Raw genomic sequence first — 15,245 nt, forward strand, 5'->3', positions numbered from 1 at the left:
GCTTTGTTTGCCCGCGAAGTCAGTTCCGCTTTTCTTTGGGATGCCGCAGTCGATACGACGGGGCGTGTCATCACCGGTTCGACGGACGAAACTTCCGATTACTGGTATGTGTTTGACGATGGTATTTACGGGGGACTTCCACTTGGATTTGGCCATCCGACATCGAAGAAGATATTCGTGGAGACATAACCGATTTGGTAAGTAAAATTTATTTTTTATGCATAAATCGGCAAAAAAGACTTGCCTAGATTGATGGTGAAAATTATATTTTGTTATAGAATTGTAATTTTTTGTTGGAGTTATGGATGACGAAACGCTTTTGTTTTTTCCTTTGTGTTTTGACGAGCTTTTTGCTCGCCCAAAATCCCGTTCGGATAGAGACGTTTGATGAGCAGGGGAACAATCCCTTATTTATTGAAGGCGAATGGGCGGGAACGATTTTCGCGCCCAAGGCAAAGCTTGTTCTCGGTCAGGCGAAGAAAGAGATTTACGGGCGTTTTGTCGGGAACGGCATCACGGTTCACCAGTTTGCGTCCCTTTACGCCGTCCCCTTTGCCCCAGCTACGGAAACGACCATAGCTTATTTCAACATGGAGGAAAAATGAAAAGAACCGCAGCAATGCTTGCCTTGGGAATCTTCTCTATAGGTTTCGCCGAGAAAGATGGTTTTACATTTAATGCAATCACCTTTTCGGAGCATTACCCCCGTTTTGAAATGGAGGATTACGAATCTCCTCCGGAATGGTGCGACTCGGAATGCGTTTTGACCTACGAGCCGGATTGGAATTTGATTTGTATGGATCGTTTTACTTTCGATGGTGGGGGAGCCTATTTTTCCCGTATAGATTCTTCCGTGGCAATTACCCATACCTTTGCTCAAGAGATGGGAGGGGATAGCCTTTATCCCAGCTGGCAATTTTGGCGAAAAATTGGGAGTGAAAAAAAATTTTCGATGACGAGAGTCATCATCGATGAATTCAAGATGTACCACGAGTGTGGATTCTTGAATATGCCGTGGGCGGAGGCGGATTCGATTATCCGGCACATCGTGTTTGAATTCATGCTATCCGGCGACACCACGGCGGATTGGGAGGACGGAGATTGTTATAACGAATCTGGAATGGGATCTTTGCAAACGGGTGGAATATCTAAAGACGAGGTTATTCCAAATACAGAAAAAAAATGCCGTTTAATAAGTCCTTATGACTGGCAGTATTATTCCTTGCCAAAATCCGTTTCAAGTCTGATGCAGACGACCGGATTCCGCCCGACCAAATTGTCGCCTTCGTTCCGAATTTCCAAGCTCTCTCCGAACCGCTTTTCCCTCGACGGGTTGGCGGTCGGCTCGGTATACAAAGTCTTCGACTTGAACGGGAATTTGCTCCAGAGGGAAACGTGGAATGGCGAAGCTTTCGCCGTGGAACGCGTCCCGGCGGTTTTGCAAGTCCGCAGCAAGGCCTATCTTTTGCAGTAATGATGGATTTTCAAATTGGCCGAACGGTATCACAGTTCACCAATACGCGTCCCTTTACGCAGTCCCCTTTGCACCGGAGACGGAAACGACCGTCGCTTACTTCAACATGGAGGAAAAATGAAACTTGTTGCGCCGATTTTTTTGCTTGTCCCGTCGGTTTTGTTTGCTCGCGAAGTCAGTTCCGCTTTTCTTTGGGATGCTATCGTGGATTCGGGGCGCGTCATCACCGGTTCGACGGATGAAACTTCCGGTTATTGGTATGCGTTTGACGACGGCGTTGACGGGGGGACTTCCACTTGGATTTGGCCATCCGACATTGAAGAAGATGTTAACGGAGATATCTTCGGGCCGCTCACGCGGGCTTACGGAAGCATCTTTGGCGAATTTGCCTTGGGAGAGCAATGTGTAAGCGATGGCCAAAAGTACAGCTGCAGCGTCGGCATCGGGTTCAACACTTGGGATGAGAATCAACAAGGGGTGGATGTTTCCGCATGGAACGGATTGTGTCTGGAATATTCCGCGACATCGGACGTTGGAATTCGGTTGCGCAGGGATAATCCATTGACATTGGACTTGTTCGTATCAGTGGCTGCATCCGATTCGCTTTCCGTCGTGAATATCCCATGGAGAAAATTTTCGTGGTATGACTCGATGTTCAATCCGTTTGAAACGATAGAAGAATGCCTGCTGGATGTCGGTGCTGTGCAACTTCTCTTCTTAGGGAATTCCGGGGCGACAGGAAACTTCAAGTTGACGAAAATCGGTTCCTTGGGAACTTGTGACGGTTCGTTTACGGCTGTTCCGCAACCGCGCGTTTTTTTCTCGGTAGGGCTTCGCCAAATTGCGCCGCGGACTTTTTCCCTCGACGGGTTGGCGGTCGGCTCGGTATACAAAGTCTTCGACTTGAACGGGAATTTGCTCCAGAGGGAAACGTGGAATGGCGAAGCTTTCACCGTGGAACGCGTCCCGGCGGTCTTGCGAGTCCAAGGGAAGGCGTATCTTTTGCGGTAATGATTTTTTAGTGGACGAACGGGATTTTTCCGTGTGAAAGACGGCGGGAAAATCCGTCGCAAGTTGTCATCGTTCCGTCGGTTTTGGGGCCCCGAAATTTCCGGTTTTTCCAGAATGCCCTTTTCCTGCGCTTTGTGCGCCGCCCATTGAGACGCTTTCCCCATCTTTTTTCTATCTTTGGCATCCGAATACGCGAGAGTGGCGGAATTGGTAGACGCGCCAGACTTAGGATCTGGTACTTCTTGTGTGTGGGTTCAAGTCCCACCCCTCGCATCTTTTTTCACGTTTTTTTCATGGAGATAACATGGCCGCTTCGATTAAAGAAATCAGCTCTACGGTGCGAAACATTGACATCACGATTCCTCAGGACGCTTTGACAAAGCCGTTCGACAAAAAAGTCACGGAATACCGCAAGGAAGTCCAGTTGAAAGGATTCCGCGCGGGAGCGGTTCCCCGTCAAATCATCGTTGCTCGTTTTGGCGACGCGATTCGCAGCGAAGTCGTTGAAGAAGTGATGAATGCCACGTTGAGCGAAGAACTCAAGAAAGCGAATATCATTCCGGTTTCTCGCGTGAAAGTGGAAAATTTCAAGGACGACAAGACCGCGGACATTTCCTTTACCGCCGTCGTGGAAGTCGATCCGGTTATCGAAGTGAAGGACTACGACAATTTGGGAATTACCGTTCCGGACGTCGCCATTTCCGAAGACGAAGTGAACGATGAAATGAAGCGGGTGCTCCAGATGTATTCCACCGCCGAATCGGTGGACCGTGAAGCTAAGAAGGGCGACGTGGTCGTCGGCAACTATCTGGAAGTCGTGATTGACGGAGAAAGCAAGGAGATTCCCGAAAATCGCGAATTCCGCTCGCTGCTCGGCGAATCGGCCTCTCCCGGATTTGACGAAGGCCTGACCGCATCCAAGAAGGGCGATGTCAAGGAAATCCACTTTGTCTATCCGGCGGATCACAAGGACGAACAGTATCGCGGCAAGAAGGCGGATTTTAAAGTCGAAGTGACCGATGTCCGTGAAATCCACGCTCCGAAAATGGACGAAGAATTCTTTAAGCAGATCGGCGTGAAAGACGAAGCCGAATTGAAGGACAATCTCCAGAAGAGCATTCTCAACGGCAAGAAGGCGTCGGCGAAGGCGAAAGCGGTGAACGAAGCCATCGACAAGTTGATCGAAGCGAATCCGTTCGATGTCGCCCATTCCCGAGTCGTCGATCTGATTAAGTACACGCTCCGCCGCAGTTCCGGTGCGGACGAAAATGTGGAACCGACGGAAGAACAGCTGAAGTCTTTGGAACCCGAAGCCGTCCGCGAAATCAAGAAGCACTTCATTTTGGAATTCATCGCCAACAAGGAAAAACTCAAACCGACGCAGGCGGTTGTCGATGCCCATATCGCGGAAATGGCAGCTTCCTACGGTGTAGAAGCCAAGGCTTTGAAAGACCACCTCCGCCAGTCCGGCAGAATCAATTCTCTGCGCGAAGAACTTCGCATTGAAATGGCTTCCGACCTTATCGTCGGCATTAAACCGGCTGCGGCAGAAGAAGCCAAGTAACCTTTTTTAGGGGAAGTCATGGTCATTCCTACCATCATTGAAAACACTGGCCACGGTGAACGCGCCTACGACATCTATTCGCGCCTTCTCAAGGAAAGAATCATTTTCTTGGGAACGCCGATAAACGATGAAGTGGCAAACAATGTCATGGCGCAGATGATCTTCTTGGAATATGAAAATCCCGAGAAGGACATTACTTTGTACATCAACAGTCCCGGCGGCTACGTCTCGGCGGGTCTTGCGATTTACGACACTATGCAGCACATTCGTCCGAACGTGGCGACGATTTGCGTGGGCGACAGCATTTCGATGGCGGCGATTCTTTTGGCGGCGGGAACCAAGGGCAAACGCTATGCCCTTCCGCATTCCAGAATTATGCTGCACCAGCCTTCGGGCGCCGTTACCGGCCAATCGACGGATATCCAGGTGCATGCCAAGGAATTGGTGCGGACGCGGGAAATGCTTTCGAAAATCATTGCGGAACATACCGGGCGTTCCATTGAAGACGTGCGCGAAAAAACCGAGCGCGACTTCTTCTTGACGGCGGAAGAGGCGTTGGAATTTGGCGTTATCGACGAAATTTTCAAGCCGCACAAGAATCTTCCGAACGCCAAAGTTTAAGGTTGCCCAGATGTATAAAAACGGAAGGAATCATACCCAGATATCTTGCAGTTTTTGCGGCAAGCCCGCAGAACGTGCCGCCAAGATGATTTCGGGCGCAAACGTCCACATTTGCAATGACTGCGTTGCGGCCTGTTACAATCTTTTGTTAAACGACGTCGCCAAGGAAGCGGCCAAGGCCAAACCCGCGGAAGAGCAGACCGCTTTGCCGACTCCCAAGGAGCTGAAAGCCCATCTGGACGATTTTGTCATCGGGCAGGACGACGCCAAGATGGCTCTTTCTGTTGCCGTTTACAATCACTACAAGCGTTTGCGTTTTCAGGACGCCAATGCGGGTGAAAAAAAATCGGACGGCGTGGAAGTGGAAAAGTCGAATTTGCTGCTGGTCGGTCCGACCGGAAGCGGCAAGACGCTTCTTGCGCAAACCCTTGCCCGTTTTTTGAATGTGCCGTTTTCCATTGCGGACGCTACGGTTTTAACGGAAGCGGGCTATGTCGGCGAAGATGTGGAAAACATTTTGGTGCGTCTTTTGCAGGCTGCGGATTATGACGTCGCCCGCGCCGAACGCGGAATCATCTTTATCGACGAAATCGATAAAATCGCCCGGAAGACGGCGAATCCTTCCATCACCCGGGATGTCTCCGGCGAAGGCGTGCAGCAGGGGCTTCTCAAAATTTTGGAAGGTACGACGGCGCAGGTTCCTCCGAAAGGCGGGCGCAAACATCCAGAACAGAGTCTGGTGCAAATCAACACCCGGAACATCCTTTTCATTTGCGGCGGCGCGTTTGAAACCCTCGACAAGATTATCGCTCACCGTGTAAATCAAGGCGGTATGGGTTTTGGCGCGGACATCCGTTCGGAAAAAGACAACTCGCTTTCCCGATTGTTCAAATTGCTGGAACCGGATGATTTGATCCGCTTCGGACTGATTCCCGAACTGGTCGGACGCTTGCCCATTGTGGTTTCTTTGGAAGAACTGGATGCCGATGCGTTAAAACGGATTTTGACCGAACCGAAAAATGCGATTATCAAGCAGTACACGAAGCTCTTCAAGATGGACGGAATCGAATTGTCTTTTACGGACGACGGTATTGCGGAAATCGTTTCGTGTACGATGGAACGGAAAACGGGCGCTCGCGGATTGCGTTCTGTTGTAGAACGTGTGCTTCAAAAGTCCATGTATGAATTGCCCGGTTCCAAGACGAAATCGCTGGTTGTGGATGCGGCTCTTGTAAAAGATGCTCTTTCTCAGGGCGGCAAATCGAACGTCGCCTAAGGAATTGGTTTTGAAAAAAACGACAATCGATACAGAAAATTTGCTGGAAACAATTGCACTGGATCTTTCCCGGAGATTTCCGCTGTTGCCGCTTCGCGACGCGTTGGTGACGCCGGGAGCTTCGACGCGGGTTCTCGTCGGCAGGGAAATTTCCCAGAACGCTTTGCAGGCATCCCGTGAATTTCACGATCTGATTCTGCTGGCTTTGCAGCCGGATCCGGAAAAAGAAGAAATTTCCGTAAAGGATTTGCCTTCCGTAGGCGTTCTTGCCCATGTTCAGTCGGTGATGCCGCTTCCCAATGGTTGCTGGAGAGTCCTTTTGGAAGGCGTTGTCGTCGTGGATCTGGTGAATCCGGAAATGTCCAAGGGAAAATATTTTTCTTCAAAAATTTCCCTTCGCCATTATGCGACGATCAATGACGTCCTGTTGCAGATGATTGTTACCGAAACCATCCGCCTTTTTGAACAGTATGCCCGCGTACAAAATATATCGCCGGATATTGTCGCGGATGTGAAGTCGAAGAAAGAGCCATACGAAATGTACATGTCGATGCTGCCCTTTATTCGGATTTCATCGGAGCAGGAACAGAAGGCTTTGGAACAGAAGACGTTGGATGATTTGGGACGGACCATCTCGGCGTATCTGCAAGCGGCCCTCGAAGTGGAAAGCGTTGTCGAACACGTTCGTGACGATGTTCAGCTCAAGATGCAGCAGAATCAGAAAGACTGGTTTATCAGCGAACAGATCCGGATGCTGCAAAGGGAAATCACGGACGGCGAAATCGATGAAGTGGAAAAGCTTGCACAAAAAATCAAGGACAAGCATTTTTCCCCGGCGATTCAAGAAAAACTGGACGAGGAACTGGGACGGATGCGGCAAATGCAGCCGGCCAGCCCGGAATATGCCGTCTCCCGGAACTACATCGACTGGTTCCTTGCGATGCCTTACGGAATTTATACGGACTCGGCTTTGGACTTGCGCAAGGTCAAGAAAAAATTGGACTCGGACCATTACGGTCTGGAAAAAGTCAAAGACCGCATTTTGGAATATGTCGCAGTTTTAAAGCAGACAAAGGCCGAAAACAAAGCTCCCATCATTTGCTTGGTCGGGCCTCCGGGCGTTGGAAAAACGACCCTTGTGCGCTCTATTGCGGAATCGCTCGGCAGGAACTATGCGCGGGTCACTTTGGGCGGCGTTCAGGACGAAGCGGAAATTCGTGGGCACCGTCGCACATACATCGGATCCATGCCGGGACGCTTTATCCAGGCGCTTCGCCATGCCAAGTGCATGAACCCGGTGATTCTTCTCGATGAAATCGACAAAATGGGAAACGATTACCGCGGGGATCCGGCGAGTGCCATGCTCGAAATCCTCGACCCGGAACTCAATGCCGATTTTACGGACCACTTTATGGAAGTCGGGTTCGATTTTTCCAAGGTGCTGTTTATTGCCACGGCGAATTCCGAAGAGTCCATCCCTGCGCCCCTGGAAGACCGGATGGAAGTGGTGCGCTTGCCGGGATATTATCCGCATGAAAAACTTCTGATTGCCAAAGATTATCTCATTCCGAAGGTCTTAAAAAATTGCGGCATGACGGGTAAGGATGCCGTCGATTTTGACGACGACTCGATAAAGACCGTTCTTCGGGAATACACTCGGGAAGCGGGGGTTCGCGAATTGGAACGGCAGTTGGAAACGATTGTCCGCAAAAGGGTCAAAGAAACCTTGATGGGAAAATCGGGCAAGTTGAAATTGACGCCGAAGCTCGTCGAAAAATATCTGGGCGTTCCTCGCTTTATGGGAAACCGCTTGCCGAAACCGGGACATTGCGGTGTCATCACGGGATTGGCGTGGACTTCTGTCGGCGGCGAAATCCTTTTGATTGAAACCAAGCTGCTTTCGGGACGCGGGCATTTGCTGCTCACCGGAAAGCTCGGCGATGTGATGAAGGAATCCGCACAGATTGCGCTCAGTCTGGTGCGCGAAAGGTTGCAGCGATTCGGCGTGGATCCGGCGATAGTCCGCAAAACGGATATTCACATTCACGTTCCCGAAGGCGCTGTTCCCAAGGACGGACCTTCGGCGGGAATCGCTCTTACGCTTTCGCTTCTTTCGGCGTTTACCCGGACTCCGGTCTCGCCGGACATCGCCTTTACCGGTGAAGTCAGTCTTTCGGGCGATTTGCTGCCGATTGGCGGGCTGAACGAAAAAGCACTCGCCGCTCTGGATGCGGGCGTGAAGACGCTCTATCTTCCCACGCAGAACGAGAAAGATGTGGTCGAATTGCCCGCACCGGCAAAGAAAGGATTGAAAATCCACACGAAAGAACACATCGACGAATTGATTGCGATTCTTTTCCCGCAGGCGAAAAAGAAGACGGCGGCGAAAGCGAAAAAGGATTAGCAGAAGAAAGGACGAATAGGTTCTCCTTCCGCTCCGCAGACCTTGGCGGAGGCTTCTTCGGTCTTTCATTGCGTTCGGATTCGGATAGGGATTCTTTGACCGATATTTTCCATCATTTTTTTTGCACAAAATAATTCATTCCTGTACAGGAATGGCCGGCAAAGCCTTATGGGAGCAAAGAATCTTGTAGCCCGCGAGAAGAGTTCACGTCGTAAAAAATGTCACATTTTGAAGAAAAACTCGAAAAATAAGAATAAGGGTCGCTTTTCTTTGAAAAATTGACATCTTTTATGAATTTGTATAAATTTGACTCGTAACCAATGGAGTTTTTATAAGTACATAGAAGCTGAAATAACATTTTCGTAGAGCAACGCTCTTGTTCTTGACGCAGAAACCTAGACAATTTCTTTTAGTTCATGAGAATAAGATGCAGATGCTCACGCCCCCGCTGGGGCGTGGGTCGTTTGTAGATTCATGAACAGGCTTTGTCTAGGGCCTCTGCTTCGGATCCAACGACGCCACGCCTTTTTTTGTGCGTTGCCGTTGCAAGTCCGCTTGAGCTTGCCTAAAAGGACGAAAAATTTTCAAACAGCGAGGCAAAAAATGAAAAGATACTGGGGTTTTAGAATAGACACGAGCGCTAGGCAGAGAGAATTCCTGGCGGAGGAACTTGAAAAAGGGAATCTTCGTCAAGGCTGGGGGTATGAAGAGTGCCAGAATTTAAACAACCCGAATGTGGAAGGCAGCGCTCGCCGCAATCTGAGCATCAAGAAAAATGTGAAAAAGGGCGACATTCTGCTTGTGCCCGACATCAAGGGATACGGAACGGTTGCCATTGTCGAAGCGGCTGAAGATTTCGACTCCGGCTACCGTTTTGACAGGAATAATGATTTCGGTGATTTTGGCCATGTTTTCCCGGTCAAGAAATGCGAAAACTGGTTCGTTCGGAATAACGCTCTTGTCAGCGGCGATTTGCGAAGCTCCTTGCGGACTCCGATGCGATTTTGGAATATGGACCATTGTGCAGAAAATATTGAAGAATTGCGAAACCAGAAGACGGATGAAAACCTGAGAAAATTCAACTATGTCGAAAGAATCGATGCCGCCATATCTTCTGTCATCGGCGTTCATAAAGAAAGCTTCGTCCATGATTTATTCGAAAATTTTAATGAAAAATTTTCCGAGAGCGATTGGGAATTTGTTTTGACGGAATGCTTGCAGCGAATTTATCCCAACTATATTGTGGAGCGTTGCGGCGGCGTGTCGGAAAAAAATCACGGGGCGGATATTTTGGTGAAAATTCCGAGCCCGTTGGACGACTCCATGTATGCAGTCGCTATCCAAGTCAAAGATTACGAGGGAAAAAGCAGTTCATACCCTGTGGAGCAGATAAACAAATCCGACGCTTATGCGGATTGGCACTCCGAGAACCTGCGCCTTATTGAAAAATGGGTGGTTTTGACCAAAGCTTCCAAAGAAAACAATTCGGAATTGGCGGAAAAAGCCCGCGAAAGCAACGTGAAAATTCTGTTTGCCGATGACCTGAAAGAACTGCTATACAAGTCGATGATGGCGACAAGGGAGAAATAAAATGGGGAAAATTAAGATGAAGGTTTTTCTTTCTGTTTTGACACTGGCAGCCGTTTATGCAGTGGCCGACGTTGATGAAGCCGCACCGAACACTTCGCAAGAAGAGGTCTCGGAAGCATCTCCTAGCCAACAGGATAGTGTTTTGGATTGGCTCTGTTCTCCCAAAGTGTTGCTAAACTCCTTAAATCTGTCATAAAATGACATTGTGGGGTCTCTATATTTGTTCGTGAGGAACAAGAATGGCAACCGTCAACGTAGTATACCAAATGTACAGGGAACTCTCCCCGGCCGAGCGGAAGGTTTTCGCCCGCCTGGTCTACGGCAGGAAGGTGCTCGACTCGGTCGACATACCGGGGGCAGGCGACATCGACTCGTTCCTCACCGAACTTCGTTTCGGGGGCAAGATACCCTGCTGCGTCCACTGCGGCTCGGAGAGCGTGAAGCGGAACGGCCACAAGGACGGCAAGCAGCGCTATCTCTGCAAGGACTGCGGGAAGACCTTCGGTGCGTCCACGGGAACCGTGTTCCGTTCGGCCAAGAAGCCGCTATCGACCTACCTGCAATACGTCCACTGCATGATGCGGGGCATGTTCGTGCGCGAGACCGCCGGAAGCTGCGGCATGGGCGTCGCGAACGCCTTCTACATGAGGCACAAGATTCTTGACGCGCTGCAGAGCATGCAGGATTCGGTAACCCTTGACGGCGTGGCCCAGGCTGACGGGACCTTCTTCGCCATATCCTTCAAGGGGAACCACAGCAGGTCTGTCCGTTTCACGTTGCCGAGGATGCCGCACCACCGCGGCACGCCCGCCTCGAAGAGAGGCCTTTCAAGCGAGAAGGTGTGCGTCGAATGCGCGGTGAACGGAAGCGGGCTCTCCATCGCCTCCATAACCAACCTCGGAAAGGCGTCGTGCGCCGACATATCGCGGCTGCTGGACGGCCGCATATCCGAGGGTTCCGTCCTCTGCACCGACAAGAACTCGGCCTACGTCGACTTCGCCGACAGGAACGGCCTGGAACTGGTCCAGATAGACTCCGGGAAGCACGTCAAAGGGGCATTCAACATCCAGCGAGTGAACTCCTACCACAGCCGCCTGAAAAAGTTCATCGGCCACTTTACCGGTGTCGCCACGAAATACCTGAACAACTATCTCGTATGGTTCAACCTGACGCACATTGCCGAGGGAGACGACGACTTCCTCGAGAAAGTCTGGCAAAGGCACAACGCACGCGCCCGTTACTCGGGCACGAAGCGCTCCTATATGCTCCGCCCCGCCATCCCCGTTGCCGCGTAGGCTTTCCCGATGCCTGCTCTTGCATGAAAAACATGTCCGGTCGTATTCACTACCGTCTGAAATCTGTTGAAAAAGGAACAGCCCCGCAGCAGCGGGGCTGTTCAAGTCTTTCCTGATGAAATGTTCTGTTCAATCTACGCCCTACCCGTCGCAATGCGACGGGGTCGAGCAATACAATGGGCGAACAGAGCCTTTGGATTTAAATCAAGAGGAATCCAAGTGCATTCCTCCGGATTTCCATCCTTGTGCATTGTGGCTGGGGCGTTCGGTTTTTTGGAAATGTGATGAAATTCAAAACAAATTTTCTCAAGATGAATAGGATTCCATTGCAAAAGAAAAATGGTCTGTTGCTACAGGTCAAAAAAGGGATTCTCTTGCAAGAAGATTCCGCGACGAAATAGGATTCTTTTCACCAGAAGTTTGCCTATTTCAATTTGTGCAGAATATTAAAGACGAATACAACCCTGTTACGGGATTCGCTTTCGGTGAAGACTCCCTAAAAGTCATGGATACATATTACAGCCCTAAACTTAGATTCAACATTTATCGTAATCAAAAAAATGGAAAATTGCATGAAAAAATTTACGATGCAGACGGTAATTTGAGACGGACTGTTTCGTACAAAAATGGTGTTAAGGAGGGCAAAGAGAAAATATATGCAGCGGAAGGTTGGTTGCTGCTAGAGCGATCTTTTTCTGCGAGTAAGTTGAATGGATCGGCTTTTGAATATGATGAATATGGCAATAAAGTCAACGAATCGATTTATAAGAATGGGGTAATACAAAAGAAAATTCAATACGGGAATTATTCAGATAAACTTAATTATCATGGCTTTTTTGGGGGGGATGGGTGCAAAACATCTTATGGTTGCCTTAGTTTTCAATGTGTAGAGAATGCTGAAAAAAAATGCAACTGCATAGAAAAATACAAAGAGAAAATTTTTTCAATCAGCCAGACTTTGTATAAAAACGGAACTATTCATAGTAAAACGGAATTTTACTACCCTTGCTATGACGGTAATATAGAGGAGAATGATAAAATTAATATAGGGGTAAATAAAATATATAGCACCGCTAATTATAAAAACGGAGAATTAGACGGCACGGTCAAAGAATTTTATCCCAATGGAAAAATAAAGAGCACCGTTACATACGAAGACGGGGAAGTGGTCTCCGAAAAAAAATGTTTTTCCAAAAACGGAAAAGTTCAAAAAACCGGAACTGAGAACATGAAATGCGATTAGGCAAATCAAAAATCACGTTTAACAATCACTCAACTTCAAGGAGTAAACTTATGAAAAAAAGAAAATCCGTCGGCATTGCAAGCCTTTTAAATCTCTTCTTTGCGCCCATTGGCAGCTTGTATTGCCATGGTTGGCCTGGCGCCGTATTCCTCGTTATTTTGTATGTAGTAGTAGCTAATGTGTGGGGCAGCGATAAAATATTCTATGTTTGGCTCTGCGGTCCCATTTGGGCTTTGATGGCCTTTTTCCAATGCAAAGCATACAACAAACAACTTTTGGAAGAGGATTTTCGGAAAAAATTGAATGACAAAAAGGAAGGCTAAGTACATCCTTATTTTTATAATTTCACGGTTCGTTCTAGATTCCTAGGAGTACAAATTAGAAGGCTTCTACGGAACTACCGGCCTACTTGCAATGCCAGATTTAAAGCGGCTAGAAGCCGCTTCTCCTGTATCAAATGTCAAGTTCTTCTGCCTGCAAGCCTTTTATGAAATGCAAAAAAAATGCAAACTTTTCGCTGGTGGCGAGATTGACTCGGGAGAAGCGGCATCCCCCATGAGGCTATGCACAATTCATCTAAGTGCTCAAAGAGCCCAAGATTCATGGGTCTTGGGAACTTGTTCCCTTAGACGAATTGTGCAAAGCCTGCCGCTTGGCATTGCTTTCCCGCGGGGGAGTGGAGTGTCTGATTTGGCTTAAAATTCTTCCTCATACCTCCAGATTTTTGTACGGTCGGGAGAGCGTCCTTCCTTGTGCCGCCGCTTCTCTTGCACTTGCCGTTTTCCGCGCTAGAAAAAGGCTGCCCGCAGGCAGCCTTGAAATTTTGGAAGGGATTTCCGAGCGGACTAGCTTTCGATTTTCTTGGCGGTAATGTTGACGGAGGTCCGTTTCAAATCGCTTGACGACTTGATAGTCACATCATACGTCGAGCCGCCTTTCTGCAATCTATACGTTCTGGTGGTGCTGCCGGATACCAATGTATAGCCCGCATCGCTCAATCCCGAAAACAAGGAATTGGCGAAGGCTTTCAACTTTGTCTCCTGGGTTGATAAGAACGTTCGTTGCGCCGTCCATACCGTGGTGCCCAAGCTGGATGCGCCCTCGTCTTTCGTGAAGGTGGCGAGAGCCGCCAAAAAGTCCAGGTTCTCGTCATTGAAAACTGTCGGTGCGGAAGAGCTGGAAGACTCGCTGCTGGAGGATTCCGCCGAAGAGCTGGACTCCGCGGAGCTGCTCGAAGCGACGCTGGAACTGGAAACAGAGGACGAGGACTGTTCGCTGCTGGAAGAAACAGCGGAAGAACTGGAAACGGCGGAGCTGCTAGACGCTACCGACGAAGAGGATTTCGCGCTGCTGCTCGAAGATTTGGCACTCGAGCTGCTGACCGCCGAAAGGTCCAGCGGGATCTTGGTAATCCAGTGGTTGTCGATGTCCTTGCAGTCGGACTGGAGGAGGGATTCCATCATAGATCGATTCGAGTAATCCTTGGCGGAGAAAGATACGTATACATCGCCGCTGCCATAAACGGAGCCTTTTATAGAAGCGATTTTGAACAACTCCATATAGGGGTCCGAGGACTTGAGTCCGGTAAGTGCGGCGACTTTTGTCCAATTGTTGCTTTCAATGGCTGCCTCGATATCCGCCAAAGCGATTTCAAGGGCGGCGGCGGAATCCGCGCTGTATTTGGCTTTGCCGCCAAATTCGAATTGCATCTCTAGATCGGCGCTGGCATCGCCATAACCTTCCGTTCGCAGTTTGCCATATACATCGGTGCCGTTTTGACCCAGGCAGCCGTACAGATTCACCCAGTACGTGGCGCAAAGTTCCACATCCTTGCTGTCTGCGTAATTCAGAATTTCCTTTCTGTTCTCCGGGGTGTTTGGCATCTTTAAACGTATAACCAGCCAAGGACCATAGGCTTTGGCGGAGTCGATGCCGGCAGAAAAGCGCCCACCCTTTTTAGTCATGGCACACATGGCCGAATCCCCCATGCCACCGCTGCAAATAATTGCGGTATCGCCATACATGGAATTTATCACAGGTATTTGCAGTCGTGTCATCTGATACTCTTCGTCCAATAGGATGGCGTTGCCGGTATATGCCGCAAATTCGAATTGATGAAAACTCTCTAAAACCAGCGAATCGCCATCAACGTAAATCGAGCTTCCCGTGAGGGTGTCTGGGCACGCCAAAACGACTTCCTTGGGGATTGCCGAACTGCTGGAAACGATAGCGCTGGAGCTGCTCGGCTTTCCCGACGAAGAGGAAACTGCGGTCGTGTCGTTTGCAGTGGTGTCCGTCGCCGTCGTGTCGCCGACGATTACCCATTCGCCGTCATCGCAAAAGTAGTCCGCGGAATCGCTTTCCACGTAGAGGGTGTCCCCGGCGATTTTCTCGGTGCACTCGGGCAGGTCGTCCTTGGTACCGAAGACTTCCGGGGTCTTGCTGCTGGAGCTGCTGTCGTCTCCGCAGGCGAAAAGGCTCAAAAGAGCGGCGCCCGCGGCGGCTTTTTTCCAGGTGAAGATTTTCATATTCTCTCCTTTGAAGTTGTTTTGAATTGTGTAAAATATAACAACAATCTGTTTTTTTGTTACAATTTGCAATTTTCCCCAAAAAACGAACTTATGTGCAAAATCCCGTCCGATTTGCTTGGTTGGTGCCCTTCGATAAACTCAGGGACCGTCGGTTAGTGAGCTTGTCGAACTAGTCGAACCATGGTCAGGGGGTAGTGATTAGTTGTCAGTTATTAGTTGTTAGAGTTCATAGGAGA

Annotated in this window: 15 protein-coding genes and 1 tRNA gene; 15 read left to right on the forward strand and 1 reads right to left on the reverse strand. The window is 49.4% G+C overall.

Annotated elements, in window-relative coordinates; all coding sequences use genetic code 11:
- The first annotated feature begins 3 nt into the window (after positions 1–3).
- From BGX14_RS09345 to BGX14_RS09405, 15 genes are all read left to right on the forward strand, one after another.
- The gene (locus BGX14_RS09345; protein WP_095879690.1) at positions 4–189 is read left to right on the forward strand and encodes a hypothetical protein; all 186 of its coding nucleotides are present in this window, start codon (positions 4–6) and stop codon (positions 187–189) included.
- 116 nt (positions 190–305) lie between these two features.
- Positions 306–605, forward strand: a complete 300-nt coding sequence (locus tag BGX14_RS09350; RefSeq protein WP_095879691.1) for a hypothetical protein — start codon at positions 306–308, stop codon at positions 603–605.
- Positions 602–1,474, forward strand: coding sequence for a hypothetical protein (locus BGX14_RS09355; protein ID WP_095879692.1), 873 nt, complete (start codon positions 602–604; stop codon positions 1,472–1,474). Before BGX14_RS09350 ends, BGX14_RS09355 begins: the two co-directional genes overlap by 4 nt.
- Before the next feature lie 117 nt (positions 1,475–1,591).
- Complete coding sequence (locus tag BGX14_RS09360; protein ID WP_095879693.1) at positions 1,592–2,485, forward strand: hypothetical protein; 894 nt, start codon at positions 1,592–1,594, stop codon at positions 2,483–2,485.
- A gap of 192 nt (positions 2,486–2,677) precedes the next feature.
- Positions 2,678–2,758: transfer RNA gene (locus BGX14_RS09365), tRNA-Leu, on the forward strand.
- Positions 2,759–2,789: 31 nt separating this feature from the next.
- Complete coding sequence (tig, locus tag BGX14_RS09370) at positions 2,790–4,049, forward strand: trigger factor (RefSeq protein ID WP_095879694.1); 1,260 nt, start codon at positions 2,790–2,792, stop codon at positions 4,047–4,049.
- 18 nt (positions 4,050–4,067) lie between these two features.
- Positions 4,068–4,670, forward strand: a complete 603-nt coding sequence (locus BGX14_RS09375; protein WP_073305448.1) for an ATP-dependent Clp protease proteolytic subunit — start codon at positions 4,068–4,070, stop codon at positions 4,668–4,670.
- A gap of 10 nt (positions 4,671–4,680) precedes the next feature.
- Positions 4,681–5,946: an ATP-dependent Clp protease ATP-binding subunit ClpX gene (clpX, locus tag BGX14_RS09380; RefSeq protein WP_073305446.1), complete on the forward strand. Its 1,266-nt coding sequence runs from the start codon at positions 4,681–4,683 to the stop codon at positions 5,944–5,946.
- Positions 5,947–5,956: 10 nt separating this feature from the next.
- A complete protein-coding gene (gene lon, locus BGX14_RS09385; RefSeq protein ID WP_233126473.1) occupies positions 5,957–8,350 on the forward strand; it encodes an endopeptidase La in 2,394 nt (797 codons plus the stop codon).
- 603 nt (positions 8,351–8,953) lie between these two features.
- Entirely contained in the window at positions 8,954–9,940 is a 987-nt protein-coding gene (locus BGX14_RS09390; RefSeq protein WP_095879695.1) for a hypothetical protein, read from the forward strand.
- Between the two features lies 1 nt (position 9,941).
- Positions 9,942–10,136 (forward strand): hypothetical protein, encoded by a 195-nt coding sequence (locus tag BGX14_RS15295; protein WP_143159459.1) that lies wholly within the window; start codon positions 9,942–9,944, stop codon positions 10,134–10,136.
- Positions 10,137–10,179: 43 nt separating this feature from the next.
- Positions 10,180–11,235: an IS1595 family transposase gene (locus BGX14_RS09395; RefSeq protein ID WP_095879203.1), complete on the forward strand. Its 1,056-nt coding sequence runs from the start codon at positions 10,180–10,182 to the stop codon at positions 11,233–11,235.
- 115 nt (positions 11,236–11,350) lie between these two features.
- A complete protein-coding gene (locus BGX14_RS15300; RefSeq protein ID WP_143394210.1) occupies positions 11,351–11,554 on the forward strand; it encodes a hypothetical protein in 204 nt (67 codons plus the stop codon).
- Between the two features lie 117 nt (positions 11,555–11,671).
- On the forward strand, positions 11,672–12,478 hold the full coding sequence (locus BGX14_RS09400) for a toxin-antitoxin system YwqK family antitoxin (protein ID WP_095879696.1): 807 nt from the start codon (positions 11,672–11,674) through the stop codon (positions 12,476–12,478).
- A gap of 50 nt (positions 12,479–12,528) precedes the next feature.
- Positions 12,529–12,801: a hypothetical protein gene (locus BGX14_RS09405; RefSeq protein WP_095879697.1), complete on the forward strand. Its 273-nt coding sequence runs from the start codon at positions 12,529–12,531 to the stop codon at positions 12,799–12,801.
- A gap of 522 nt (positions 12,802–13,323) precedes the next feature.
- Here BGX14_RS09405 and BGX14_RS09410 read toward each other — a convergent pair.
- Positions 13,324–15,006 (reverse strand): hypothetical protein, encoded by a 1,683-nt coding sequence (locus tag BGX14_RS09410; protein WP_095879698.1) that lies wholly within the window; start codon positions 15,004–15,006, stop codon positions 13,324–13,326.
- Between the last annotated feature and the right edge of the window lie 239 nt (positions 15,007–15,245).

Origin of the sequence: Fibrobacter sp. UWS1 (genome assembly GCF_002300445.1) — a bacterium.
Taxonomy (GTDB): domain Bacteria; phylum Fibrobacterota; class Fibrobacteria; order Fibrobacterales; family Fibrobacteraceae; genus Hallerella; species Hallerella intestinalis.